This is a genomic window from Prochlorococcus marinus str. MIT 1013 (genome assembly GCF_027359395.1).
GTDB classification, from domain to species: Bacteria; Cyanobacteriota; Cyanobacteriia; order PCC-6307; family Cyanobiaceae; genus Prochlorococcus_B; species Prochlorococcus_B marinus_E.
Genome location: NZ_CP114778.1, coordinates 494,287 through 516,445, shown reverse-complemented (window position 1 = coordinate 516,445; position 22,159 = coordinate 494,287). Strand labels below are relative to the sequence as shown.

The following is a 22,159-nucleotide window of genomic DNA, read 5'->3' as shown; positions in this document are numbered from 1 at the left end:
AAAAATTACTTTACGACTGTTATTATTTCAAACATAGGTAAATAAAGAGATACAACTATTGTTCCTACTATTCCAGCTATAACAATAATTACAGCTGGTTCCATTGCTTTTGTTAGTGATGAAACTGTATTTTCTACTTCCCTTTTATAGAACTTAGATAAATTATCTAACATAAATCCTAATTCTCCACTTTCTTCTCCTATCCGAACCATGGATGGTACTAATTTAGGTAAAATATTATTAGATTTTAATGATAGACTAAGATCATTTCCTTGTGTTACTTCTATAACTGAGTTTGCAATTATATCTTTTATAGCTTGGTTTCCACTAGCTAAACGACATCTTTCTAATCCTTCAACTATAGGAATTCCAGCATTCATTAATGTTGATAAAGTATCACAAAAAGATGCAATTTCACTTCTTAATATTAGCTCTCCAAATAAAGGAATTCGAAGTATCAAGTTATCTATAAACCTTTTACCAGTAGTTGTTGAATAATACTGCTTGAATATAAATAGTATTATTAAAATAACAATCGGGGCGCCTATTAAGAAGAAATTTGAAACGACTATTCTCGATAATGCAAGCATAAATTTAGTTAACCCAGGTAACTCAGCATTGAAACTCTTGAACATTAGTTCAAATTTAGGGACAATAAATATTAAGAGTCCTAAGCTTACGGATATAGCCAATACAAGAATTATTACTGGATAAATTAATGCACCTGTGATCTGGCTTTTGATCTTCTCCTGTTCTTCTATAAGTATTGCAATTCGATCTAAAACTTTATCAAGTATTCCTCCTGCCTCTCCTGCTTTAATAAGTCCAATTGTTATTGGAGCAAAGCATTTTGGATAATCATTAAGACACAAAGATAATTCATCACCAGATTTTAATCTATCTGAAACATTGAAAAGAACCCAAGAGAATTTTTCTGATCTAGTATTTTCTGCTAATAATTCTATACCTTGAGCAAGTGGAACACCACTTTGAAGAATTACTGCCAACTGTCTAAAAAATATCAGTAGATCAGCTTGCTTAACTTTTAATGTCTTAGAATCATTTATCTTTATATATTTTCTTGAATTAGATAAACCTTTTTCTCCAGTTGATTGTGATATAAGACTTGATTTGTATGAATACTTTACCATAATTAAATAATATTTATTGCTTTAGGGTTTGAAGCTTTTGAGATAGCTTCTGAAGGAGTGATAAGCTTTTGATCTAATAAACTTTGTAAACATTGCTCTAAGGTATTCATCCCCTCATTACTTCCAGTTTGAAGTTGGGAGTATATTTGACTAACCTTTTTTTCTCTAATCAAATTTGAAATCGCATTAGTATTGATTAAAATTTCATAACCTAATGATCTCTTACCTTTTGTATTTTTACATAATGTTTGAGACATAATACCAGCCAAAGAAGTTGAGACTTGTAATCTCGCTTGTTCTTGTTGGTCAGCAGGGAAAACATCAACAATTCTTTCTACTGTTTTTGCCGCTGAAGATGTATGCAAAGTTCCTAAAACTAAATGACCAGTTTCAGCAGCCGTAATTGCTAATTGAATTGTTTCAAGATCTCTCATCTCTCCAATATAAATAACATCAGGATCTTCTCTTAATGCGGCTCTTAGAGCAGTTGCGAATGAATCGGTGTCTCTTTTAACTTCCCTCTGATGAATAATAGAATTTTTGGTAGAAGAAAATTGAAATTCTATGGGATCTTCAATAGTAAGTATATGTCGTTTTTGAGTTTCTAAAATACAATTAATAAACGCTGCTAGACTTGTGGACTTTCCAGATCCAGTTGGACCTGTGCAAAGAACTAAGCCTCTATGTTTTTTTGATAAGTTTATAAAAGCTTCTGGCAATCCTAGGTCAGACCATTTTGGAAGATTGTCAGGAAGTAATCTTAGGGTTAAACATCTTTTCTCATTCGCAACATATGCATTTATTCTTAGCCTTGATAAGCCTTCAAGTCCGATTGATGTATCTAAATCATTATCTTTATTAAATTGAGATAATTTTTCTTCTCCTAAGATTTCAAGAAGAAGAGCATCCATATCATTAGATCCTAGGACTTTATCAATTATTTTTATATCTGAATTACTTCTAATCGCTATAGGCGAGTTTTCTTCTAAATGAATATCAGAAGAATCAGAATTAATTGCATATTCAACTATTTTTCTTGCTATTGTCATTAATCTGATTAATTAAAAAAATTATTCTTCACTATTACATATTTTTTTTAATTCTGAAATAGTTGTTTGTTGATCTTGAATTAAATTAACGCAATAATCTTTTAAAGTTATCATCCCTTCTTGTTCAGCTAAATCTTGAATCTCGGCATTTGATTTACGTGCCTTAATTGCTTCAGCAATCTTGCGATTAAGAATCATTAATTCATATACTCCTATTCTTCCTTTATAACCAGTTCCAGAACATCTTGAGCATAAGCTTCCTTCAGCTTTTCTTTTTTCTTTTTCTTCACTATTTAATACCGTTGCCTTCCTAATTGTTTGACCTCTTTTAATTCCATAATTATGTTCATAATCACCAGCTATTTTTTGAGTGCTGCATTCAGGACAAACCCTCCTGATTAATCTTTGAGCTAATATAGCTTTCAAAGAAGAGGTTAATTTATATGGAGGTACCTCCATATCTAATAACCTTGTTAAGGATGTAGAAGCACTTCTTGCATGCAACGTGGTAAAGACAAGATGTCCAGTTTCAGCAGCATCCATTGAAGACTCGGCAGTTTCTGGGTCCCTAGTCTCACCAATAAGAATGACATCGGGGTCCTGGCGAAGAAATGTCCTTAATAAAAAACCGAAATTTTGCCCTTTTGCTTTAATAACCGGGAACTGTTGAATATCACCACCTAAATCATATTCAATAGGATCTTCAGCAGTAACTATATTTAATTCACCATTATCTTTTTCTCTTAAAGCTGCCGCTAAAGTTGTTGATTTCCCTGAACCAGTTGGTCCTGAAACAATAATAATTCCATCAGGTTGGTTTATTACAGTCCTGAATTTACTTCTAATTTCCTCATTAGAAATAAGTGATTCTAAATCTAATATTTCAGTACTGCTATTTAATATCCTTAATACGGTTTTCTCTCCAAATTTGGCTGGAGCAGTAGAACACCTAAATTGCATGGGAGTCCCTTCAAAAACCCTTCGAATTTTTCCATCTTGTGAGGCTCTTCTTTCTGCAATATCCATACCTGCCATATTTTTTAAACAGGCTGTTAATTTAAGTCCAGCACTTCTAGGCATAGAAATATATTTTTGAAGCACTCCATCACTCCTTAGTCTGACTTGAAAATTAGTACTATGAGGTTCAATATGTATATCAGAAACACCTGTTCTGCATGATTTAATTAAAATTTGTGCTGCTGCGCGTTGAATTTTACTACCAAGCATTTCTATAGATAAATCAGGTTCACTTTCATCTTCATTTTCATTTTCATCATCAAATTCATAACTATATTGATCATATTCATCTTTACTATTTGAGGCTTCTTTAAGAGAATCCAATAACTCATCATCGGAAAAAGAAAAACTTTCTAATCCCTCACTACTAAATATTCTCTCTTTTGCCGCTTGATCAAGTAGATGCTCAATTTGGGATGTATCTTTTTCTACAAACATACATTTATAACCTGATCTTGATGCTTTATTTTTAATAAATTCTCCAATAGTCCCTAAAAAAGTAATATTTCCAACAGCAATTAATAGAACAGGTTTTTCAGGAGGTAAAGATGGTTCTACACTTAATGGAATAATTAAATTATTTCTACACCATTGAAGAGAGAAATGTTCGTCTATTAGATCTCTAATTCTGTCTATCTTATACATAATTAATAACAATCAAACCTTGGACATGATGGAGGGTAACCATTACAAACAGGAAGGTTATTTATGGTTCCATATGAGCCAGCTCCACAAAATCCTGGAGCTGGATTTCTCCCGCATCCTGGAGGGCATGTAGGTGGGGGTGGTGGAGTTTTAGCTTTAGGTTGACATTCAGTATTAGCTTTATAGTCAGCTTCAGTTATGTGTTTTTTACCGTTACATAACCAAAGAGAATCAGCACATACGCCTGGGCCAGGGGAATGTGGAGGAGTCCATTTACCATCTGGATCTTGAGCACTAAGTTTTTGATCAAGATCTTGCTGACATGCAGTTGACTTTTTTAGATCCTCACAAGCCTGTATATCATTCTGAGAAGCTTTTTGTACTCCGTCACAAAAATAAAATCTTGTCCCGCCGCATGCAGCAAGATCAAAAGCACCTGTCGCTTTATTATCAATCTGAGTTTGTTTTTCTGCTGCACATTCTTGCGCGTATTTCAATTCTAATTCTCGGTTATAAGCCTCTTCTGTATACACTTCTCTTCCCTCAAAAGCATATGTATCTCCACTACAACAAGTCTCAGATGTACATGGTCCATTCGGATCTACCCACTTTTTTGCATCTGATGGATTAGGCCCACTTGGGTTTGTTTCTAACCATGTATTAAAGTCAGAGTTACAATTTGCTCTTGCCTCTGCAAGTATCTTTTCAGCATTAATTTGGTCTAATAAAGCTTGGTTTGCTGAGCAATTAATTCCAGCCCAATTTTCGCAAGAGCTTAAACTTTTAGGCCCACTTGGAAAACCAAAACGAGTAGATTTATATTCCCCTGTTGAGACATCTTCAATCAAAGTAAAACCTAATTCATACAAGATTTGATCATCAGATTGAATAGGGGTTAAGAAAAAGCTTGAACAAGTTGTATCTGTGGATTTGATTTTATAACCAGTAGATGAAATTCTCTTATCAGAAATAACATTGCTTGATGGAGATAATCCAGATAGTGAGTCTCCAGTTCTAATTGACTGAAAACAATCTGCTAAAGCATTATTCAATATGGATTTAGCCTCATCAATTCTAGCTAATTTAATTGTGTCAAAAACGATTGGTATTGATATAGACGCTAGAGCACTTAAAATCGCAACAACAACGGAGAGTTCTAGGATCGTAAATCCTGAATTATTTATGGATTGATTTTTTGATTTTTGACTTTTCATTTAGTCTTCCATCAATCAAGAATTTTCTAAAAAGCAAATATTTTTATTAATCAATATTTACCATAGCAGTAAATAAAGTTATTAAAAAAGAAATTGGATAAAAATTCATTATAGATCATAAAGTAATCTCATAATTTAATTATTGCATCTATCCCTCTACTTGTTAAATGCAATGATCCGTTTTCAATATCTATATCTTTCACTATCCATCCCTTGGGAAGCAAATTAGTTTGAGTGCCTCCAGTATCTCCTAATCTTAGAATACCTGCCTTATCGTAATACTCTACATAGGCTAATTTATAATTAATAGATCCAATAATTCCTTTTAATTGAAATCCAAGAGGGGCATCTAGACTTAAAGGCGAGGAGAAAGGATCATTTCTACCTGAGAGAATTCCTTGATTTACTTCCTCTTTTGAAGGAAGTAAATCAAGGTCTATTGGTTTATTTTCGACTGGAACCTGAATGCTCTCAATGGCGCTTGGAGGTGGTAAAACCGTTTGAGCTATACGAGCGGGAGGCTTGGAGCATCCTGCAAGTACAACAGTGAATGCAAGCAAAGTTGTATTTATTATTCTATGATTTATTGCTGTCAATTTATTTTGAAAGATAATCAATTCTAATTTTAGCTTAAATTTTATACTTCGACTATTTCTTCTAGTTTGCGATAGTTGTCTAAAGATATCTCCACCAGAGGAATCTATCTAAAATATCTAGAAAGAAATTATTACCTAAGAACCAAACCGCTCCAAAACTCAGGCAGATAAAGCTGCCAAGAGGAATTACACTTCCTCTCTTGTAAACACCTAATAACAACCCTAATGTGCTATACAATCCACTGGTCAATATTGTTAGCATTAGAACTAATTCAAGCCCCTCTAAGCCTAACCATGAAGACACCATTGCTGATAGCTTTGCATCTCCAAGCCCCATAGCTGGTTTATTCAAAATCTTTTTCAATAAAAAAGCAACAAAGGCAATAATAAAATATGCAGAAATTGAGTAAAATAAATAACTAAGGGGGGTTATTAGTTTATTGTAATCAAGATATATAATAGATGGTAAAATGTTAATGAAAATCCCAATTGAAATGCCTAAGAATGTTAAAGTATCAGGTAACCAGAAAAATTTTATATCAAATATAGTTAAGATTATTATAATAGAATATAACATGCATCCTGCAATGATAAGAATAAGTTGATTGTCAATGATTTGAATTGTTGGTTTTGAAAATATTGCCATTATAAATAACACTGATGTAATGATTTCTATTGATGGATAAGTTATACTAATCTTGGCTTTACAATGTCTACATTTTCCAAGTTGAATAAGCCAACTAATAACTGGAATCAATTCTATAAAAGACAATTTAGTTTTACAACTAGGACAAGCACTTCTAGGCTTTACTATGGATTCATTCTTTGGCATGCGATAAAGAATTACATTTAGAAAACTGCCGACACACAAGCCGAATACTCCTAAAAAAAACAAATTCATTAGAGACCTAAGAACGAATTATTATTCATGAGACCCGCATAACTATCAAATGAGTTAAATGGCATTTTACGTAATGACTTATAATAGTTTTATAGTATAGTTAATATATATAAGCTAATTTTTTTCTAGCAATGCTTGCTTTTCAGCTTTATCTCAATAGCCCTCACGCTAAAAAAGTTTTAAGTAAAAAACCAGGTGAGAAAGGCTTCTCACTTATTGAACTAGTTGTTGTTGTAGCTGTTCTAGCTATTCTTGCTGCAATTGCTATCCCATCTTTTACGAGTCTGAATGCAGAAGCTAGAGTCGCAGGAGCCAAAACTACCCTTGCTAACTTAGTCAAGGAATGTGCAGTTAGAATTCTAGATTCTGACCCTAATAATCAAGTTTACGTACCTGCAACCTATGCTCCAAATGGTTATGCGGCCGTAGCAGAAGCTCCAGCAGATGCAACGAATACTTGCAATAACAACGATGTCTATCAATTAACTGGTGTTGCAAGTGGCAACCCAGCCGCAACAGATCTAGCTCAATTTAGATATGACGCTGGAACTGGAGCTAAAACGTGTACTCAAGGATCTAATGAAGGCAGCGCTAACAGAGCTTTAGGATGTACTATTACTGATGCGACTGCTGGTACTGGTACTTGGTAGTTCAATAAACATAAATACTAAGAATAAAAAATTGGACATTAGAATTTTTTCTTATGTCCAATTTTTTTTATTTATTTTTTAATTTAATAATCATAATCTCATCTCAATTATGAATATAAAGATACCTAAAAAAAGCTTTTATGGATTGAAATTACTTACTTCATTTCAATCAACGATAGCAGCTTACTTTCTTTTAGTATTTTATATAGTATTTATCAATTTAATCGGCGAAGGTAAACATTTTATTTTGGCTAGTAACTTATTTATTTTAATTCTAAATTCAAGTTTACTAGTCCTTATTTTAAACTCAATCCTTCAAAATCAAAGGAAAATATCCATATCTATTTTGGTTAATATGCCTTTATTGTTTTTTATTCCCGTAAGTTTAAGAGATATTTTCTTAGCAATTAAATCGATTACCAGTTAAAGAAAAATCAGAACAGTGTCACTTCGCACATTGGATTTATCAGCTATATCTATTGTTATAGTTTTTTTAGGTCAATAACGTAATCTAAAGTAGAAGAGAACCCATGTCATGGGAATCTTTATGAGTTATAAGTTTACTTTTATATTTCTTGCACAAAAAGTTTGATTCTTAAATACGATTGTGATTCATATCATCATTAAAAAACCTCCTTTTAGGGGAGACCTGTTTACTTCTTACACCTGAGCCAGCAGTTGTCAGCAGAGGCTATGTCATTAACTTGTTGGAATAATTTTAGTCTATTCTTATTCCTCTTCGCTTTCTACTTTCTCAGCAAGTTCTCTCATCATCTTGGCAATTACATCTTTTGACCAACTGAACTCTTCTTTCATCACATCCATGCAATCTAAAACAGATTCCCATGCGGCCTCATATTCAATTGCTTTACTTTTTCACTCATGGTTAATGAATGATCTTTTTTTATTAAACCGTCTAAATCTTTATAAGCCAAAGGCCAACTTCGATTTATCTTTAGAGTATTACGCCCTCTTTTTTATGGGAGAAGCTAAAAGAAGAAAAGAATTGGGACTCCCTCCAAGAGAAAAACCTGTTGAGTTAAAGTTGCCCGTGCTTGATAAAGAAAACATTCAAAAAAAAGTTAGGTCTTTTTTGTATAAAAATCCAATTGTTCCATTTGTTTTTTATGGCCTTGTACTTGGAGCTTTTGGTTGGGGGCTATATAACCTCGTGAAAGGTTATCAATTGATTAAGTCATAGACCACTCCCTAGCGATCACACATATTGGGGTGCTCACCTGTCTCGCAATAGAATTAAGCATATTGACGAGAAGCACCATCACAAGTGAAAGTTCCTGGCTGACCAGGCAAAGATGGATTCCAACCAAATGGAAAGTTCCCTCCACCTCCAGTATTAGTGCAACCTGTCAGTAATAATGTCGATAGAGAAAAACAAATTACGCAAGAGTGTCGAAGCTCGTCCAAAAATATGTATAACACTCGTCTAGTAAATAGTCCATTAACAAATAATGGTTGAGAAACCCTTAGGCACTTTTTTGTTATAGATATTTAAAACTTCTTTTCCGTATTAACTACTTGAAACTGTCTAGCTTGACGTTATAACGAACACAATTTGAAAAGTTTCATGGCTTTCATTGCTCGTTTGATTAACAAAAGGATCTCTATCTTAATTAGTAAATTTAATGTTTCAACTAAAGTTGTTGAACAGTTTGAAAACGACTACCCACTTGATGGCATGGGGGATCATCATAGGTTCTTGCTATAAGAAATCACTATGGGTACAGAATCGAAAGTAAGTTAGACTGTGATGCAGTATTTATCTCAGTCGTGACAATTCGTCTTTAAGCCAATAAAAATTCAACACTGAAAGCAATATTATGGGTTTATGAAATACAACTGGAAAGATCTCTTAGTAGATGCTGCGATCGTGGCTGTTGTTCTTGGATTATTGGCTTTGGTCGTTGGATCATTTCCTGTAACTTTCAGCAAATTTCTTCCTTTTCTTAAATAGGAATGGATATCAACTATCACTTGATTATTGATATTGTTCTTATATCAGCGGCATTATCTTTTGTTTTAATAGCAAGAAAATTAAAAAAAGAATGATTCCAAACTTAGCATCCTCTACACAAGAAAACATGCTTATCTATGTTGGTGGCGGTGGCTTCGTTTTATTAGGAAGTTTTTTCTTTGGTCGATTAATCACCTTCTTGTTTCCAAAAAACCCATTAATCAAAAACGGGAAAAAAGAAAAAGATGAATGAGCCTGAATTTCTAATAGTTAAACCTTCAGATACTGTTCTTGTTGGAGAAGATGAGATTGCAAAAGTTCTCTCATTTGTTGGAGGACCAATAGACCCAGATCCCCCCCCACTTTTTCAAGTCGCAAACATTGATTCAGGCGAAATCAAATTTGTTCATGGTGAGGAAGTGAAACAAATTCTGTCTCACATTGGTTAGCTGCTAGAAATAATGTTTGTATCACTCTTTACAAATGCCCCTAAATAAACCTATTCCTTATTTTGTGATTAATTACTGGAAAAATGTATTCAATGATTTTCGATCGAAATTAAGTCATCCTAAAAAAAGCTAACTAGTTATGGACCCAATACAAGTCTTAGGTAAAAAGGATCTTAGAAGAGAGGTTCAAGTTAAAGATGAAAATACAGCAGGTCAGTTGTTAGTTAAAAATACAAATGCAGGAGAACGGTACGTAAGAGGAATTTCTAAGACTGCTAAAAAGCACTACATCAATAGGAAAGATTGTCCTGTTAAAAATCATTTCCTTGGTCTACCAAAGTGGAGCAGAGAGGATGCTGTAAAAGCTTTTGATACTTATTTATGGTCTCAACATCAAAAAGGTGCAATAGAGAAACCCCTCAAGGATTGGTTTAATGCCAGAGTTAAGGAGCTAATGGCGGGACATGATTTAGACCTTATTGATGATATTGAGTGTGTAAAAGGTAATGATGATTCTCATGGTTTTACTTTGAAAAATTATATCGAATATTTAGCTAAAGAAATCTAGTAGAGAAACTACCTCCCAACTTTTGAGGGACTTGCCAAATATATGTGATCTATTCTTTGAGGCATAACTGTTATTTGAAAGTCAAACAATTTAAAAAGTTAAGCTGCATGATGTTTTTATGAAGCTATTTCCATTCAGGATTTGGTATACAAAGAAAGATAACGGGAAAGAGCTATTAAAGGATGCTGCTCTATGGAATTATTTTTGGATTGCTTTCTTTGCCAGTTTTCTATAACTATGGTGAAAACAAAGAGATTCTGAATCATAAGTTGAACTAATTCTCGAAAACCCCACCTTTGAACTGTCACGTGTCTGAGTATTTGTTCTTAATTTTATAGTAACTTTTCACATTCACCTGCGAGTACAAGGTCAAATGGCTCAACGAATTAACGTTGCATTAAATTCTATCCCATCAGGATGCAGAGATTTAGCTGAATTTGCTTTCTTCTGCGGAGTTGGTTTCACTTTTGGTAGCTTAGGTCTGATATGACTGAGTCTATAAAAGAAATATCTAAAACAATAATCAAAAAGTTTATTCCTTATTTTGTAGCTGGAAAACTTGCTGTTTTCACGGGTTTGCTAATTCACATGATGCGTGGCTAATAGTTTTTCAAATACAGAAGAAAAATTAATTTCACGGTTAGCCCTACCCTGACCGAACCTAACTCAAACCACAAACTTTCTTATATTCCACTCATCAAAGTTTGAATTCTAAGTTTCTCTTAATTTTTAAAACCAAAATGAATGCTGCAACATATAAAAAAACTGCTTTAAAAGTTTTAATCCTTTGGAATCTTCCTGCGTTACTTCTCCTGGCTGGTGCATTTCAAATTGGCACTTCAGTAATCGTTTAGCTTTAGGAAAAGACAATGGACATGAATCCTTTTAAGCCGATAATTCAACATTTAGATGGAATTTATGGAAAAATCCTTTCAATAAAGTATTCCATAAACAAATTTCTTCTAAAGTCCCGCTTAATCAAAGTAACTACATAATTTTTGGGTTAGGATTTTACAAAAATTAAATTGATATCAAAGATTTTAATAACCGTGGATTAGATAGTCTTGGAATTCATTGGATGCAATACCTTTCAATGACTTTAATTTCTTTATTGATTTTTTTTATTGGCCTAGATAAGGCTTTTCCAACTTTCCATCATTATGTTTTATCTCTCTTATTCAAGCTTCAGTGCAGTGGCTTTAACTGTAATGGTGTGACAATCAATTAGTCATAGCTTTTTAGTTGTAATTGCAGCATCAACAAGTCAGCTAATATTTATAAAATTAATCTGATATAAACTTAAGAAACAAATTGACTTATATTGAGAATCTAGTTAATACATGGTTGCGCAAACTCATCTTTTTCTTATCTGAGAGTTGGATTACATGACTTGATTTGGTTTGAGAAATGAACTTTCAAATCATCATTGCTTTATGAAACGCTCATTATTTTTCGCAATATTTTTTTGTCTTTTTTTTTCTCTGAATGCAGACGCTTTTGACGAAATAGAGGCTAAAAGAGAATGTGATAAATGGGTTCATGAGGGAGGAACTTACCTCATGTGGATAAAAGACTGGAAACAAGTTGATGGCGGAATGCAAAGGAAATGGAAAATAAAGAGAGTTTCCAAAAGAGTCTGTCAAATGGATCAATTAAGCAATCAATTTATTGGATTAGAGTACCAAGTTAGAAATGGAAAAGTTCTTTCAAAAAACGAAATAATTGGGAAGAGACATGAATTAATAATTAAAAGGACTTTTCTTTTTAAGCCATAGATCGTTTTGCACAAATTAGAATAAAATCATTCAATCTAATGGAAGATGAGTTGCACCTATATGACTGAACAAATTGAAGTGCTTGGACAATTTGATGTCAGAAGAGATGATATCGCTACTGAAAGTGAAACGGAACTTACTGATCAGATATCAATTGATAAAGCTAGAATAACCAATACATTCGGAGGAGATCAATTAAACGCTGCTTTGGACGCAGTAAATAATAAAAAAATATATGTAAGAGGTTATGAGAATCAAGCTAAAAAGTTTTATATCAGTAGAAAAGACTGTCCAGTAAGAAATTTTTGTGAGGACTTGGCAGGGCCAAATAAAAGAGCAGAAGCAATACAAATGTTTGATGCACTGTTCTGGGGGTCATGGATTGCTTGTAATGAGATGCCTGAGCAAGCAAAAGAATGGCTAGATACGAGAGTGAAAGATTATAAGGATGGAACCAAGATGGACTTTATATGTGATTGTCGGAAATTTAGAGGTAATGATGCTGATAAGACTCAGGCAAGCGAGATGACTAGGGCAGAATATCCATTTGATTGTCATGGTTATACCCTTAAAAAATACATTGAGGAAGAGGCCAATAAATAATTGATCTTCAATAATTTATTTCTTGTTATAGAATTCGATATTTTAAGTTTCAATGCTTTGCTTGATTTAATGAATCACCCAAATAATTTTTTATCTATTTTTTATATTCTAATTAAATAAATTCAACCAAAACTATTAGCTTGTTTTGGAGAGCTTTATCTCAGCCCTAACCTTCCGCCGATATCATTCAGAGATAGGTCTCAACTCTGCCTTTAAGTCAATGCTCTAAGAAAACCACATTCCACCATTCTTGCTTGCTTCCAAGAAACACTTGTTTTGCTCGGCAATATCTTCAATCAGCTTTTTTGACTTGTGCGACTCAAATGTTTGATTGTTAATGCTTTTTTCTGTCGCAGGCCACAGCCTTGATAGCAATGATCTTGTTCTTGCTCTAGCAAATGAAACCATCGATCAATAGTCCTATAGATTAGTGGCAGCTGATTAGCTTCCTATGTTTTTTATAGCCTTAAAATTGAGATTACATATTACATATGTTATGAGATAAAGATCCGTTTTCATATCCCTTGCTTGGTTTCAGGATTTATAAATATTTGAATTTATTTTAATAGCAAAAACTGGGACTAACTATTTATTAATTGTTGTAGGTAGACCAGTAGCAGATGACACACCGACAAAAAGAACGCTGGCTTTTTGTCTACGCTCTCAAATAAGTAAGGAGAACCACTATCGCTTTCAATAAATGATTCTCCAGCGCTAAAAAAATTAATGGTCTCACCTCTTGAGTGTTTTAGTTTTCCTTGTTGTAGAAAAACCAGTATTGGTGCTGGATGTATATGTAAGGGAGTCATTAATCCGACTGGAATATTGACTTTTAAAAGTCTTAGTTCAGCTTTTTTTTATCTTGGGTATGAGGTCTTTTACCGCTAAGTCCTCCTCGTTGATTGAATTAATAATGGAGTAACTTCTATCTTCTCATTAGACTTTGCAGGTTCAAGAGTTATAAAAGAACTTGATAAAGCTATCGCTGACAGCAAATGAGGTTTTAAAGAAATTCATTGGTGAGTTTTTAAAGTTTAAGGTTTGTCCGTTTTAGATATGACTCCAAACAATGGTGTTAATTCTCTTGATTTATTTGTGACTAATATGGTTGCTTTTTATAACTTTGTTCATAGCAAGAAGATGAGTTGAGAAAGATCAGCTAGAAAGGGTTAATGAAATTCTTTTTGCCTATCTACCAGGACCTTAATGATTACTTCGCTGTAAGAGCTAAAACTATATCTCGTATAGCTATAGCTGACATTATGGACAACAGTATGCTGATAAGATGGTATAGCAAAATTTTTGATAGTTATATCCTCGTAAAAGACTTGAAGGGTTTTGGATATTTTGAATCTGATTACTCACATGGATATGTACAAGCAACCTTTCGATTTAACAAACTTGCATTGGAGGTAATACGCTTTCAATTAGACCTGCGTGGACTAAATAGAAGAAACACCAGAGAGATTTCTATTATTGAAGAAGCTATGAAAGGCTAATTAAATTCCCAACCGTCATACTCTATTAGTATTGAAAGTATGAAATTTCCTGATATGTCAGAAGAATCTAAAGATATGTCTATCCTTACAGAAATGCTATAAAAAAGTACAACCCTAACTATTGTTCTGATCATTTTTTATGAATACCCTCATTATTTCCAGTTTTAGCTGTACTTTTGAAGAATTTGAAAAAGAAATTACTGAGAATTTCTTTGGTTGCTTGGTTAAGGATTATGTAAGTGACTATGAGTTTGTAAAAGTAAATGACCATAAAGCTCATACGTTAATTCATATCACCGATATGAATAAATTTGGAGCCTCATTAGAAAGCGATGAAGCTAAAGAGTTCGACAAAAGAAATAACTGCAAAGATATTGTTTATACTCTTGAACTTATTGAATAACTAAATTCTCTGGAGTTTAGAGATCTTTTCTACTGAAAAAAACTAATGAAAACAATAAAAAACCTTTTCCCATTTATTGCTGCACTTGGTGTTTTCTTTTTGGCGAGTAATTCTGAGATGCAGAAAAAAATGAATCAAAATTACTCAACTGAAGATGAAATCATATCCATTCCTGTTGAGGGATTCAAACCGTATGAATTAATTCCAAAATAGTTATCTACAATTTAGGGAAGATAAGCTCCTTCCTTTGTGATTGAAACTAACGATTTAGAAGTAAAGTTCAAACTTTGTACAACCTTTATAGTCAAAGAAGTTATCGCATTAGATCCACTAGCAAGGAGGCAATGGCTTTTTACTTACAAAGGGATTATTCAATACGCTGATTCTAATGGGAGCGAACTTACTAAAGATCAGATTATTGGAGCAGATATCTATAGAGACCTTATTAAGCAAGTAGAAGAATTAATTAAAGAAGAAGATTTTGAAGGGCAAAATTACAACGCCTATAAAAGTCGTGATCCAGATTACGAAACTATTTACAAAAAACGTTTAAAACAAATACGAGAAGATTTTCCAATACCTGATCAATTTAAAGAGAGGACTTCATAAAAACCTACACAGCAAAAATAATAAATGATATTAATAGCCTCTCCTTAGGTGATTCTTTTATTGATTCTTTTTCTTAAAGCCTTTAGCTGATAGTTAAATCTCAATTGTTTTATATGTTGCAACTTTTCAGCTAAATGGACTGGCATTGTCCTTGCAGCTTTAACTAGCTCAAAAGCGTACCTATGCGTATCTTTTGTATAAGAATCCATAGTCGAAGTAAGGACTTTTTAAATATTTTGGCAACTGAAAACAGATTTTGTCTATGTAAAAAAGAAAGTTGAGTATTAACGCTGTTCGGTTGGTAGTAAAATATCCTACCTGATTCACTAAATGGTATATCTCAGCTATCTTTTTCCTGTCATCTCCGGTAGTTTGGTGAATTATTATTTTTGTTCTGTTTGTTTTAAACGCCATCAACTTGGAGACCCGAACCTTTTTAAATTAAAAATGTTTATGTCAGAAGAGCCTGAAGAGTTGGCCAACTAATACAGCATTTTTAAAAGAAATATGCAATGGTTAGTTTTAACCTAGAAAAATTAATGTCATTCGGAGCCGAAACACCCTTTATTCTTCTTGCTCGTATTCAAGTGAAGCCAGACAAGGTTCAAGAATATTTATTACTTGCCGCTAAAACTGATAAGGCTGTTGAGGATTCAGAACCAGGAATGTTGCACCATACTTTTGATCAAGATCCCGAGAATCCTCTTTGTTTCGTTTGGTCCGAAGTTTATAAAAATGACGAAGCTTTCCTTGCTCATTTAGCAAATCCACCTGTAGCGGAATATTTACAGTGTCATGCAGAACTTGGAGATAATTTTACCGTCGAGGTTTATGGGACTGTTGGAGAAAAATGCAAAGCGGCAATGGGATCAACTGGATTGCCATTGAAAATTTTTGAAAGCAAACTTGGTTACAGCAGGGTCTAATTAAATGGCAAGACTATTTATTGTATGTACGTTTGATTGCTCCTTTGAATACTATGAAGAAACGATTAAAAATTTCGTCAAGGAATATGGTGATGGAGTTGTTATTGACTATGACTTAAACAAAATCAATGATCATAAATCACATTCCTTCTATAACGTCACAAGCTTAGAAGCTTTTATAGAAATACTTGATACTCCATTTGCTAGAGAATGGGACAAAGCAAACAATTGCAAAGATATTGTTTATAAGCTTGAGCTTGTTGAATAATGTTATGAACACCTTTTTTAGTACGACTTTTAATCTTAAAAATGAATCAGTGGTTTGTGAGATTAAGAGTATTTTTGACTAAATAGATGATCTGAGAATCATTGGAGAGGTAACCGTGATTAACTGTCGTAAAAACACCTACCAAATAATAATTATATCTTTTAGAAAGGTCATTCATAGCTCATTATGATTTCAATTCCTACGTATACTTTCCCTTCTTCCTCACCAATTCTAGTTGTTGGTTTTTTGGGTATAGCTGTTTCAATACACTCTTTATACCATTAACATGGCTAACTATAATTCGCCTTTTAGAAGTGATAGGTGATCTATCTAAATGAACTTTAAAAACACCGCTATAGGATTTCAGATATTAGATTTAGTCAAGTGAAGAGAGTGGAGACTATCCTATACTCTTCACTAGTTGAATCAATCTCTCAACCAAATCACTACCGCTCCTCCTTGTCCTCTGGCTGAAAGCCATTTGCCATTTTCTTCTAATGCGATTAGGGCAAAAAATGACTTTTCCTTTTCTTCGGGTTCCTTAAGAGATCTACTTAATAAAATATTTGAACCTGATTTAAGTTCAATTAAGTTAAAAACGAATGGTAATAAAGGTTGTTTACCTTTTAAACAACCAGAACCAGAAAACTCGATGGTGAAAAGTCCAAATTGAATGGATGTGACAACAGAAAATTTAGTTGAATTCTCAGTTGAGATTTCCTTTTTAAACTCTATTTTCGCAGAGAAAATTCTTAGCAATGAACTAAAGATAGGATCTTCTTCGTCGATGTCTTTTTTCCATACAGAGACAAACCTCCAATCTCCAATAAGCGAATAAAATTCAATTCCGCTACCTTGATATTTTGCAAGTATTTCCAGTCCTAGAAGCTTTTCTTTATCTGGTAGTCTGATAGAAGACTTTCCTAAGGGTTCTTTTTTATTTGAGCTTGTTAAAAGTGGAGACTTTCTTTTCCCACCTTGAAGCAAAAATATTAAAGGTATTGCTGAAATTGCTAATGCTGCATCAATTAATAGAAATTTAGATATATTCATTTCTCGGAACCATTAGGAAGCTCAGTCTTAATTAGTCATTCCTTTATAAATCTCTTATAGGTTTTCCATAGAGACAGAGCAATAGGACTTAATAGTTAAAGAGATTTGATAGTAAATTTTCAGTTGCTCTCTTTTTGTTTTCTCTAATCTAATAAAGGACAAAAAAGCCCTCGCAAAGAGGGCTTTAGAAATATCAAGTTAAAGACTTAACCGATTGCAGGTGCAACAAGAGCTACAGAAGTAGACTCAGCAGCTGCTAGGTCAAGTGGGAAGTTGTGAGCATTACGCTCGTGCATTACTTCCATACCAAGGTTTGCACGGTTAAGTACGTCACCCCAGGTTGGTACAACCTTGCCTGAAGTATCAACTACAGACTGGTTGAAGTTGAAACCGTTCAAGTTGAACGCCATGGTGCAGATGCCCATAGATGTCAACCAAACACAAATCACTGGCCATGAAGCCAAGAAGAAGTGAAGGCTACGGCTGTTGTTGAAGCTTGCATATTGGAAGATCAAACGACCGAAGTAGCCATGAGCTGCAACGATGTTGTATGTCTCTTCTTCTTGTCCAAACTTGTAACCGTAGTTCTGTGAATCAAGTCCTGTTGTCTCACGGATAAGTGATGAAGTAACCAAAGAACCGTGCATTGCAGAGAACAAAGCACCACCGAACATACCTGCTACACCAGCCATATGGAATGGGTGCATCAAGATGTTGTGCTCAGCCTGGAAAACGAACATGAAGTTGAATGTTCCAGAGATTCCTAGAGGCATACCATCAGAGAATGAACCCTGACCGAATGGGTAAACAAGGAATACAGCGAAAGCTGCTGATACAGGAGCTGAGTAAGCAACACAGATCCATGGGCGCATACCTAAACGGTATGAAAGCTCCCACTGACGTCCCATGTATGCAGAGATACCAATAAGGAAGTGGAAGATTACAAGCTGGTAAGGGCCGCCGTTATATAGCCACTCATCAAGAGTTGCTGCTTCCCAGATTGGGTAGAAGTGAAGGCCGATAGCGTTACTTGAAGGAACAACAGCACCAGAAATGATGTTGTTTCCATACATAAATGAACCAGCTACTGGCTCACGGATACCGTCGATATCAACTGGAGGAGCAGCGATAAATGCAACGATGAAACAAGTTGTTGCCGCAAGAAGGCAAGGGATCATCAATACACCGAACCAACCGACATAGATACGGTTGTTGGTGGAAGTAACCCACTCGCAGAATTGTGGCCAACCTTTGAGCAACGAAGAACGTTGCTGCTGAATGGTGGTCATGAATAAGAACGTTTTGTTTTGCCCGTAAGGGCATTAAGTAAGATCAGAAAATCTGACGGACCAAATTTAGCTTCTAAATAAGATATCTAGGATGGGTAAACTCACCAAAATTTGGTTAATGGAAATTAGTAAATCTGTTTAGGTGAATAATTTTTTCTTATTCGATAAGTTCTCTTGCCAGCTAATGGCCTGATTGATAAGTAAAATAGAAGTTAAGCAAATTTTTACTCAAATTTATAAATGTAGAAATTTATCAAGCAACTTTTCTTGTCTGATCTTTTATTTCTTTAATTATTTAGTTCGAAATATTTGAGTTTTTACACTATTACCTAGGCGAATAGTGTTATGCCAACTTCATTAGCACCTGATAATAGAAGAAGTGCAGATAGATTCCATAAAACGATTGGTTTTGTAGCAGTAGTTTTGTTGATTGCAAGTATGACTAAACGTTTGGTTTTTTCAAGTTGTATAGATAGTTATAAACAAAAATAGAAACACTCAATAGCTGTAGGACGGTTGAAGTAGTGCTAACCATTTTGGGCTATTTATACTTATCAGAATCATCAATAAATCTAATCACTGGATTAATATCTCTCTAATTAGTTGCTGTATTTAGTTTTTGAGGTTCATCTCTATTAAGGATTAGAAGAAGCCGTACCGGACCGTATCTTTGCACTACCAAAGCAATACTTTACATTTATTCACATCAATGCAATTCCAGTAATGACGACTTCATCTTCTTCTCAAGTAATCACTGAGTACGGCAAGCAAAACATCTTTGGCCGTGAAACACAGCCTCAGCTTGTAGAGGACTACACCAGCTATCCAGAAGAAGCTGAAAAGACAAATGGCCGTTGGGCAATGATCGGAATGATCAGTCTTTTGATTTCATATTTCACCACAGGTCAAATCATTCCTGGAATTTTCTAAACCAATAACTACCAATAACAATGCAACCATCTAACAAAACAATCCTAGAAAGAAGCATCGGCAGACCAGCCATGATGGCATTCGTTCTACTAACAGGTATCTATCTAACAACCGGTCAACTTATTCCAGGTGTCGTTTAATGAAAAATCAAACCACTGAAACTCCAAGAGTTGAAGAAGGCAAAGTAATTGCTGAAAGACTCAATGGCTACGCAGCATTTGTTGGATGCTGGGCACTCATTGGTGCATATCTAACAACAGGTCAAATCATTCCAGGTGTTGTGTAATGACTACTCAAAACAACAACAACAGCAGAAACATTGATCCTGAAAAGGTAACTGCAGAAAGACTTAACGGCTATGCTGCATTATTTGGATGCATTGCTCTAGTTGGTGCATATGCAACAACAGGTCAAATCATTCCAGGTTTCGTGTAATGAACAAAGAAACTAACTACTGGAAAACAGCTGAAATAATGAATGGTCGTCTCGCGATGATGGGCTTCTTTGCTGCAGTCATTAACTACGGACTAACTGGCTGGATTATTCCAGGGATTATTTAGTCCTATCTTTAAGATCTAATAAAAATTGCTCCTTCTCTGTTATTACGGTTGGGACTTTTTTATTCCTCTAAAACGTAGTTTTTTTATTTCTTGATAATGCCCCCTTTTTCAAATTTTTTATAAAGAACATATCCAATTAGAAGTAGAACAATCAACGAAAAGTTCTGATTAAATATCCCAATTATTAAATATCCAAATAATGGTATTAATAAGAATCTTTTGGCTGAGAGCTTTTCTTCAGGTGTTAAATCTCTCCATTCAAGATACCTTCTCAATTGGAAAACTCTTTTCATTTCTCTTTCTTTATATTTTCGCCTATTAAAAAGCTAATAATTAAAAATTTTAAATCATTTAATTGGTTCATACCGTTATATTGTAGTTTTTTTTAAGTTTCATATAAAGCAAATACAAAATCTTCATGTATTAAGACTGTGGTCAATAAACCTTAATAGCTCACCTCCTAGGGATCTACACGAGATTTTCTTTGTTTGCGTTTTTCTCTTAGCTTCTACAGATGGTAAGAGAAAGATTTATCTCAATCAAATCAAGGTTAATTATTTAGGTTTGATTTAACTTTAGATTTTTGCGCAAATGGGACCCACTTTTTCATCTGCAAATACTGGAGTAGTTTTCTAATCTATATATTCAGCCCATTCAGCGGCATGCTCATAAAGTGCTTTTGGATTTCCTGCTTTAACAAGAATCCAATCTTGAAGTGACCAAGGAGCGTTATATCTACCCAACATTACTTATCCTACCAATGGAGCTCCCGTAGTTAAAATTTTTCTGCACCTTTTTGGTGGTAACCAGGCTTGAATTTCCAATGCTGAATGTAGAGCATGAATTATTTTGTAATCTTTAAAGGTATTTTTTTTTATGTATTGAATGAAGGAATTGATGATTTTTCAAGTTAGTGTCTCTTTCCTATTGATATAAACGAAGTGAAGTGATTGAACCACAAATAGTTAATTAGGTGTTAAGACGCACTTGTTTGCAGTCGTTAATGACGCATTAATTGGTTAATTATATTTTTTAATATGGCATCACAAGTTCTTGATGACTTTATTGATGATTGTTTTCTAAGTGGTGATGAAATTTGCAAATTTCAAATCTATAGATCAAGAAAATATGAGAACAGAGTCAACCCTATTGCATCTAAATTAATAGCTTCCAATCAAGAGATTGGTCAAAAAATGACCACATAAAACACTGTTAAAATATCTTACCTATATATAACTAGATCCTCATTAATATAACAATAGCTTTGAGTATTGATAGCTTTAACTGGATAATCACATGATTTGCATGTAAAATTAAAATTATGGTATGTATTTTTCAAAATGCCATTAAAGAAAAAGCCAGTACCAGTTCCATGGGATTTAAAGGAGGGGGATGGCAACTACCTAAAAGAGCCTTGGATTCTTAAGAAGGGAAAAGAGTTTGTCACTATTGAGACAGATGTCAATAATAGAGGAAATTTCTATCTTCAAAAAGATGATGAAAAACGTTTATCTTTAAGTGCTTTACAAGCTAAATTGACATATCATCAACTCCTTGAGTTTGGTTATAAGCTTCAAAAACCAAAGAGAAAAAAAACAAAGTCACAAACGATATCTGATGATTTAATTTGATAGCAATTACTATTTACTTATGGACGAGATTCTTAATCTTCTATAATTTTGATTAGTATTTTTTATATGTACCTGCTTTTATGAACACTTATTAAACTGTCTTTACTTCTATTGCAAATATTTATATCTAGATTTTATTGATAATATATATAGCTGATTTGAATGGATACTCCAAAAGTAATTATAACTAAACAAAAAACGATAGCTAATCAATTTTCTTTTGAATATGAGATTGGTTTATCTTCTTATGACTTAGCCTTGATTTCTATTAATAAAATCACTAAGAAGAGTAAATCATTAATGAATGACTACTCCAAATCTACATATTTAATCTAAGTCAGAGTCCAATTCATCTGCTTTATATATGTGTCCAAGAATACCTTCATAAAGTAGTTATTTTA

The 22,159-nt window shown here is 33.7% G+C and carries 35 protein-coding genes; 23 read left to right on the top strand and 12 right to left on the bottom strand.

Annotated features, from left to right (window positions below; translation table 11 throughout):
* Positions 1-5: 5 nt before the first annotated feature.
* The 6 genes from O5633_RS03305 to O5633_RS03280 all read right to left on the bottom strand — a co-directional run bounded on the left by O5633_RS03305 (position 6) and on the right by O5633_RS03280 (position 6,573).
* A complete protein-coding gene (locus O5633_RS03305) occupies positions 6-1,151 on the bottom strand; it encodes a type II secretion system F family protein (protein ID WP_269610652.1) in 1,146 nt (381 codons plus the stop codon).
* Positions 1,152-1,153: 2 nt separating this feature from the next.
* Positions 1,154-2,200: a type IV pilus twitching motility protein PilT gene (locus O5633_RS03300; RefSeq protein WP_269610650.1), complete on the bottom strand. Its 1,047-nt coding sequence runs from the start codon at positions 2,198-2,200 to the stop codon at positions 1,154-1,156.
* Positions 2,201-2,221: 21 nt separating this feature from the next.
* A complete protein-coding gene (locus O5633_RS03295; RefSeq protein ID WP_269610648.1) occupies positions 2,222-3,862 on the bottom strand; it encodes a GspE/PulE family protein in 1,641 nt (546 codons plus the stop codon).
* Between the two features lie 2 nt (positions 3,863-3,864).
* Complete coding sequence (locus O5633_RS03290) at positions 3,865-5,076, bottom strand: type IV pilin protein (protein WP_269610647.1); 1,212 nt, start codon at positions 5,074-5,076, stop codon at positions 3,865-3,867.
* Positions 5,077-5,204: 128 nt separating this feature from the next.
* Positions 5,205-5,672, bottom strand: coding sequence for a hypothetical protein (locus O5633_RS03285; RefSeq protein ID WP_269610645.1), 468 nt, complete (start codon positions 5,670-5,672; stop codon positions 5,205-5,207).
* A 79-nt stretch (positions 5,673-5,751) separates the two neighbouring features.
* Positions 5,752-6,573 (bottom strand): prepilin peptidase, encoded by an 822-nt coding sequence (locus tag O5633_RS03280; RefSeq protein ID WP_269610644.1) that lies wholly within the window; start codon positions 6,571-6,573, stop codon positions 5,752-5,754.
* Positions 6,574-6,704: 131 nt separating this feature from the next.
* On the opposite strand from O5633_RS03280, the gene O5633_RS03275 reads away from it, so the two are divergent.
* Positions 6,705-7,223 (top strand): prepilin-type N-terminal cleavage/methylation domain-containing protein, encoded by a 519-nt coding sequence (locus tag O5633_RS03275; RefSeq protein ID WP_269610643.1) that lies wholly within the window; start codon positions 6,705-6,707, stop codon positions 7,221-7,223.
* 823 nt (positions 7,224-8,046) lie between these two features.
* The gene (locus tag O5633_RS11680; protein ID WP_420063622.1) at positions 8,047-8,424 is read left to right on the top strand and encodes a DUF2839 domain-containing protein; all 378 of its coding nucleotides are present in this window, start codon (positions 8,047-8,049) and stop codon (positions 8,422-8,424) included.
* A gap of 53 nt (positions 8,425-8,477) precedes the next feature.
* Here O5633_RS11680 and O5633_RS03265 read toward each other — a convergent pair whose 3' ends face one another.
* Positions 8,478-8,648 carry a hypothetical protein gene (locus O5633_RS03265; RefSeq protein WP_269610641.1) on the bottom strand — a complete coding sequence of 57 codons (171 nt, stop codon included), beginning with the start codon at positions 8,646-8,648 and terminating at the stop codon, positions 8,478-8,480.
* A gap of 421 nt (positions 8,649-9,069) precedes the next feature.
* Here O5633_RS03265 and O5633_RS03260 point away from each other — a divergent pair, with 421 nt between their 5' ends.
* The 6 genes from O5633_RS03260 to O5633_RS03235 all read left to right on the top strand — a co-directional run bounded on the left by O5633_RS03260 (position 9,070) and on the right by O5633_RS03235 (position 12,590).
* Positions 9,070-9,195: a hypothetical protein gene (locus tag O5633_RS03260; RefSeq protein ID WP_269610640.1), complete on the top strand. Its 126-nt coding sequence runs from the start codon at positions 9,070-9,072 to the stop codon at positions 9,193-9,195.
* Positions 9,196-9,286: 91 nt separating this feature from the next.
* Positions 9,287-9,448 (top strand): hypothetical protein, encoded by a 162-nt coding sequence (locus tag O5633_RS03255; RefSeq protein WP_269610638.1) that lies wholly within the window; start codon positions 9,287-9,289, stop codon positions 9,446-9,448.
* On the top strand, positions 9,441-9,644 hold the full coding sequence (locus tag O5633_RS03250) for a DUF3104 domain-containing protein (protein ID WP_269610637.1): 204 nt from the start codon (positions 9,441-9,443) through the stop codon (positions 9,642-9,644). The genes O5633_RS03255 and O5633_RS03250 overlap by 8 nt, the downstream gene beginning before the upstream one ends.
* Positions 9,645-9,783: 139 nt before the next feature.
* The gene (locus tag O5633_RS03245; protein WP_269610636.1) at positions 9,784-10,212 is read left to right on the top strand and encodes a hypothetical protein; all 429 of its coding nucleotides are present in this window, start codon (positions 9,784-9,786) and stop codon (positions 10,210-10,212) included.
* A gap of 1,433 nt (positions 10,213-11,645) precedes the next feature.
* The gene (locus O5633_RS03240) at positions 11,646-11,987 is read left to right on the top strand and encodes a hypothetical protein (protein ID WP_269610634.1); all 342 of its coding nucleotides are present in this window, start codon (positions 11,646-11,648) and stop codon (positions 11,985-11,987) included.
* 60 nt (positions 11,988-12,047) lie between these two features.
* Positions 12,048-12,590, top strand: a complete 543-nt coding sequence (locus tag O5633_RS03235; RefSeq protein WP_269610633.1) for a hypothetical protein — start codon at positions 12,048-12,050, stop codon at positions 12,588-12,590.
* A 225-nt stretch (positions 12,591-12,815) separates the two neighbouring features.
* Here O5633_RS03235 and O5633_RS03230 read toward each other — a convergent pair whose 3' ends face one another.
* Complete coding sequence (locus O5633_RS03230) at positions 12,816-12,998, bottom strand: hypothetical protein (RefSeq protein ID WP_269610631.1); 183 nt, start codon at positions 12,996-12,998, stop codon at positions 12,816-12,818.
* A gap of 764 nt (positions 12,999-13,762) precedes the next feature.
* Here O5633_RS03230 and O5633_RS03225 point away from each other — a divergent pair.
* The 4 genes from O5633_RS03225 (at position 13,763) to O5633_RS03210 (ending at position 15,101) form a co-directional block, all read left to right on the top strand.
* Positions 13,763-14,089 carry a hypothetical protein gene (locus O5633_RS03225; protein WP_269610630.1) on the top strand — a complete coding sequence of 109 codons (327 nt, stop codon included), beginning with the start codon at positions 13,763-13,765 and terminating at the stop codon, positions 14,087-14,089.
* Positions 14,090-14,228: 139 nt separating this feature from the next.
* Positions 14,229-14,492, top strand: a complete 264-nt coding sequence (locus tag O5633_RS03220) for a hypothetical protein (RefSeq protein WP_269610629.1) — start codon at positions 14,229-14,231, stop codon at positions 14,490-14,492.
* A gap of 45 nt (positions 14,493-14,537) precedes the next feature.
* On the top strand, positions 14,538-14,705 hold the full coding sequence (locus tag O5633_RS03215; RefSeq protein ID WP_269610627.1) for a hypothetical protein: 168 nt from the start codon (positions 14,538-14,540) through the stop codon (positions 14,703-14,705).
* A 36-nt stretch (positions 14,706-14,741) separates the two neighbouring features.
* Positions 14,742-15,101, top strand: a complete 360-nt coding sequence (locus O5633_RS03210; protein ID WP_269610625.1) for a hypothetical protein — start codon at positions 14,742-14,744, stop codon at positions 15,099-15,101.
* A gap of 44 nt (positions 15,102-15,145) precedes the next feature.
* Here the strand turns inward: O5633_RS03210 and O5633_RS03205 are convergent, their stop codons facing one another.
* Positions 15,146-15,310 (bottom strand): hypothetical protein, encoded by a 165-nt coding sequence (locus O5633_RS03205; RefSeq protein ID WP_269610624.1) that lies wholly within the window; start codon positions 15,308-15,310, stop codon positions 15,146-15,148.
* 330 nt (positions 15,311-15,640) lie between these two features.
* Between O5633_RS03205 and O5633_RS03200 the strand changes: the two genes are divergently transcribed.
* Complete coding sequence (locus O5633_RS03200) at positions 15,641-16,027, top strand: putative quinol monooxygenase (RefSeq protein ID WP_269611297.1); 387 nt, start codon at positions 15,641-15,643, stop codon at positions 16,025-16,027.
* A 4-nt stretch (positions 16,028-16,031) separates the two neighbouring features.
* Positions 16,032-16,295, top strand: coding sequence for a hypothetical protein (locus tag O5633_RS03195; protein WP_269610623.1), 264 nt, complete (start codon positions 16,032-16,034; stop codon positions 16,293-16,295).
* 426 nt (positions 16,296-16,721) lie between these two features.
* Here the strand turns inward: O5633_RS03195 and O5633_RS03190 are convergent, their stop codons facing one another.
* Positions 16,722-17,348: a hypothetical protein gene (locus tag O5633_RS03190; protein ID WP_269610622.1), complete on the bottom strand. Its 627-nt coding sequence runs from the start codon at positions 17,346-17,348 to the stop codon at positions 16,722-16,724.
* Positions 17,349-17,554: 206 nt separating this feature from the next.
* Positions 17,555-18,637: a photosystem II q(b) protein gene (gene psbA / locus O5633_RS03185; RefSeq protein WP_011294225.1), complete on the bottom strand. Its 1,083-nt coding sequence runs from the start codon at positions 18,635-18,637 to the stop codon at positions 17,555-17,557.
* Positions 18,638-18,982: 345 nt separating this feature from the next.
* On the opposite strand from psbA, the gene O5633_RS03180 reads away from it, so the two are divergent.
* The 6 genes from O5633_RS03180 (at position 18,983) to O5633_RS03155 (ending at position 20,127) form a co-directional block, all read left to right on the top strand.
* A complete protein-coding gene (locus O5633_RS03180; protein ID WP_269610621.1) occupies positions 18,983-19,129 on the top strand; it encodes a hypothetical protein in 147 nt (48 codons plus the stop codon).
* A 231-nt stretch (positions 19,130-19,360) separates the two neighbouring features.
* Positions 19,361-19,567: a high light inducible protein gene (locus O5633_RS03175; RefSeq protein ID WP_269610620.1), complete on the top strand. Its 207-nt coding sequence runs from the start codon at positions 19,361-19,363 to the stop codon at positions 19,565-19,567.
* A 20-nt stretch (positions 19,568-19,587) separates the two neighbouring features.
* The gene (locus tag O5633_RS03170) at positions 19,588-19,707 is read left to right on the top strand and encodes a high light inducible protein (RefSeq protein ID WP_011294968.1); all 120 of its coding nucleotides are present in this window, start codon (positions 19,588-19,590) and stop codon (positions 19,705-19,707) included.
* Positions 19,707-19,853, top strand: coding sequence for a high light inducible protein (locus tag O5633_RS03165; protein ID WP_011294648.1), 147 nt, complete (start codon positions 19,707-19,709; stop codon positions 19,851-19,853). Before O5633_RS03170 ends, O5633_RS03165 begins: the two co-directional genes overlap by 1 nt.
* The gene (locus tag O5633_RS03160) at positions 19,853-20,002 is read left to right on the top strand and encodes a high light inducible protein (protein WP_011823187.1); all 150 of its coding nucleotides are present in this window, start codon (positions 19,853-19,855) and stop codon (positions 20,000-20,002) included. The genes O5633_RS03165 and O5633_RS03160 overlap by 1 nt, the downstream gene beginning before the upstream one ends.
* The gene (locus O5633_RS03155; protein ID WP_269610619.1) at positions 20,002-20,127 is read left to right on the top strand and encodes a chlorophyll a/b-binding protein; all 126 of its coding nucleotides are present in this window, start codon (positions 20,002-20,004) and stop codon (positions 20,125-20,127) included. Before O5633_RS03160 ends, O5633_RS03155 begins: the two co-directional genes overlap by 1 nt.
* Before the next feature lie 83 nt (positions 20,128-20,210).
* On the opposite strand, the gene O5633_RS03150 is transcribed toward O5633_RS03155, so the two are convergent.
* On the bottom strand, positions 20,211-20,420 hold the full coding sequence (locus O5633_RS03150) for a hypothetical protein (RefSeq protein ID WP_269610618.1): 210 nt from the start codon (positions 20,418-20,420) through the stop codon (positions 20,211-20,213).
* Positions 20,421-21,164: 744 nt separating this feature from the next.
* Here O5633_RS03150 and O5633_RS03140 point away from each other — a divergent pair.
* The 3 genes from O5633_RS03140 to O5633_RS03130 all read left to right on the top strand — a co-directional run bounded on the left by O5633_RS03140 (position 21,165) and on the right by O5633_RS03130 (position 22,094).
* Entirely contained in the window at positions 21,165-21,332 is a 168-nt protein-coding gene (locus tag O5633_RS03140; protein WP_269610617.1) for a hypothetical protein, read from the top strand.
* A 135-nt stretch (positions 21,333-21,467) separates the two neighbouring features.
* On the top strand, positions 21,468-21,758 hold the full coding sequence (locus O5633_RS03135; protein ID WP_269610616.1) for a cytochrome oxidase: 291 nt from the start codon (positions 21,468-21,470) through the stop codon (positions 21,756-21,758).
* A gap of 162 nt (positions 21,759-21,920) precedes the next feature.
* Positions 21,921-22,094, top strand: a complete 174-nt coding sequence (locus O5633_RS03130) for a hypothetical protein (RefSeq protein ID WP_269610615.1) — start codon at positions 21,921-21,923, stop codon at positions 22,092-22,094.
* Positions 22,095-22,159 lie beyond the last annotated feature (65 nt).

Bases quoted from the DNA above. Each gene is read 5' to 3' on its own strand.
- O5633_RS03305 (WP_269610652.1), bottom strand. From the start codon at position 1,151: ATGGTAAAGTATTCATACAAATCAAGTCTTATATCACAATCAACTGGA.
- O5633_RS03300 (WP_269610650.1), bottom strand. From the start codon at position 2,200: ATGACAATAGCAAGAAAAATAGTTGAATATGCAATTAATTCTGATTCT.
- O5633_RS03295 (WP_269610648.1), bottom strand. From the start codon at position 3,862: ATGTATAAGATAGACAGAATTAGAGATCTAATAGACGAACATTTCTCT.
- O5633_RS03290 (WP_269610647.1), bottom strand. From the start codon at position 5,076: ATGAAAAGTCAAAAATCAAAAAATCAATCCATAAATAATTCAGGATTT.
- O5633_RS03280 (WP_269610644.1), bottom strand. From the start codon at position 6,573: ATGAATTTGTTTTTTTTAGGAGTATTCGGCTTGTGTGTCGGCAGTTTT.
- O5633_RS03275 (WP_269610643.1), top strand. From the start codon at position 6,705: ATGCTTGCTTTTCAGCTTTATCTCAATAGCCCTCACGCTAAAAAAGTT.
- O5633_RS11680 (WP_420063622.1), top strand. From the start codon at position 8,047: ATGCAATCTAAAACAGATTCCCATGCGGCCTCATATTCAATTGCTTTA.
- O5633_RS03260 (WP_269610640.1), top strand. From the start codon at position 9,070: ATGAAATACAACTGGAAAGATCTCTTAGTAGATGCTGCGATCGTGGCT.
- O5633_RS03255 (WP_269610638.1), top strand. From the start codon at position 9,287: ATGATTCCAAACTTAGCATCCTCTACACAAGAAAACATGCTTATCTAT.
- O5633_RS03250 (WP_269610637.1), top strand. From the start codon at position 9,441: ATGAATGAGCCTGAATTTCTAATAGTTAAACCTTCAGATACTGTTCTT.
- O5633_RS03245 (WP_269610636.1), top strand. From the start codon at position 9,784: ATGGACCCAATACAAGTCTTAGGTAAAAAGGATCTTAGAAGAGAGGTT.
- O5633_RS03240 (WP_269610634.1), top strand. From the start codon at position 11,646: ATGAAACGCTCATTATTTTTCGCAATATTTTTTTGTCTTTTTTTTTCT.
- O5633_RS03235 (WP_269610633.1), top strand. From the start codon at position 12,048: ATGACTGAACAAATTGAAGTGCTTGGACAATTTGATGTCAGAAGAGAT.
- O5633_RS03230 (WP_269610631.1), bottom strand. From the start codon at position 12,998: ATGGTTTCATTTGCTAGAGCAAGAACAAGATCATTGCTATCAAGGCTG.
- O5633_RS03225 (WP_269610630.1), top strand. From the start codon at position 13,763: ATGAAATTCTTTTTGCCTATCTACCAGGACCTTAATGATTACTTCGCT.
- O5633_RS03220 (WP_269610629.1), top strand. From the start codon at position 14,229: ATGAATACCCTCATTATTTCCAGTTTTAGCTGTACTTTTGAAGAATTT.
- O5633_RS03215 (WP_269610627.1), top strand. From the start codon at position 14,538: ATGAAAACAATAAAAAACCTTTTCCCATTTATTGCTGCACTTGGTGTT.
- O5633_RS03205 (WP_269610624.1), bottom strand. From the start codon at position 15,310: ATGGATTCTTATACAAAAGATACGCATAGGTACGCTTTTGAGCTAGTT.
- O5633_RS03200 (WP_269611297.1), top strand. From the start codon at position 15,641: ATGTCATTCGGAGCCGAAACACCCTTTATTCTTCTTGCTCGTATTCAA.
- O5633_RS03195 (WP_269610623.1), top strand. From the start codon at position 16,032: ATGGCAAGACTATTTATTGTATGTACGTTTGATTGCTCCTTTGAATAC.
- O5633_RS03190 (WP_269610622.1), bottom strand. From the start codon at position 17,348: ATGAATATATCTAAATTTCTATTAATTGATGCAGCATTAGCAATTTCA.
- psbA (WP_011294225.1), bottom strand. From the start codon at position 18,637: ATGACCACCATTCAGCAGCAACGTTCTTCGTTGCTCAAAGGTTGGCCA.
- O5633_RS03180 (WP_269610621.1), top strand. From the start codon at position 18,983: ATGCCAACTTCATTAGCACCTGATAATAGAAGAAGTGCAGATAGATTC.
- O5633_RS03175 (WP_269610620.1), top strand. From the start codon at position 19,361: ATGACGACTTCATCTTCTTCTCAAGTAATCACTGAGTACGGCAAGCAA.
- O5633_RS03170 (WP_011294968.1), top strand. From the start codon at position 19,588: ATGCAACCATCTAACAAAACAATCCTAGAAAGAAGCATCGGCAGACCA.
- O5633_RS03165 (WP_011294648.1), top strand. From the start codon at position 19,707: ATGAAAAATCAAACCACTGAAACTCCAAGAGTTGAAGAAGGCAAAGTA.
- O5633_RS03160 (WP_011823187.1), top strand. From the start codon at position 19,853: ATGACTACTCAAAACAACAACAACAGCAGAAACATTGATCCTGAAAAG.
- O5633_RS03155 (WP_269610619.1), top strand. From the start codon at position 20,002: ATGAACAAAGAAACTAACTACTGGAAAACAGCTGAAATAATGAATGGT.
- O5633_RS03150 (WP_269610618.1), bottom strand. From the start codon at position 20,420: ATGAAAAGAGTTTTCCAATTGAGAAGGTATCTTGAATGGAGAGATTTA.
- O5633_RS03140 (WP_269610617.1), top strand. From the start codon at position 21,165: ATGGCATCACAAGTTCTTGATGACTTTATTGATGATTGTTTTCTAAGT.
- O5633_RS03135 (WP_269610616.1), top strand. From the start codon at position 21,468: ATGCCATTAAAGAAAAAGCCAGTACCAGTTCCATGGGATTTAAAGGAG.
- O5633_RS03130 (WP_269610615.1), top strand. From the start codon at position 21,921: ATGGATACTCCAAAAGTAATTATAACTAAACAAAAAACGATAGCTAAT.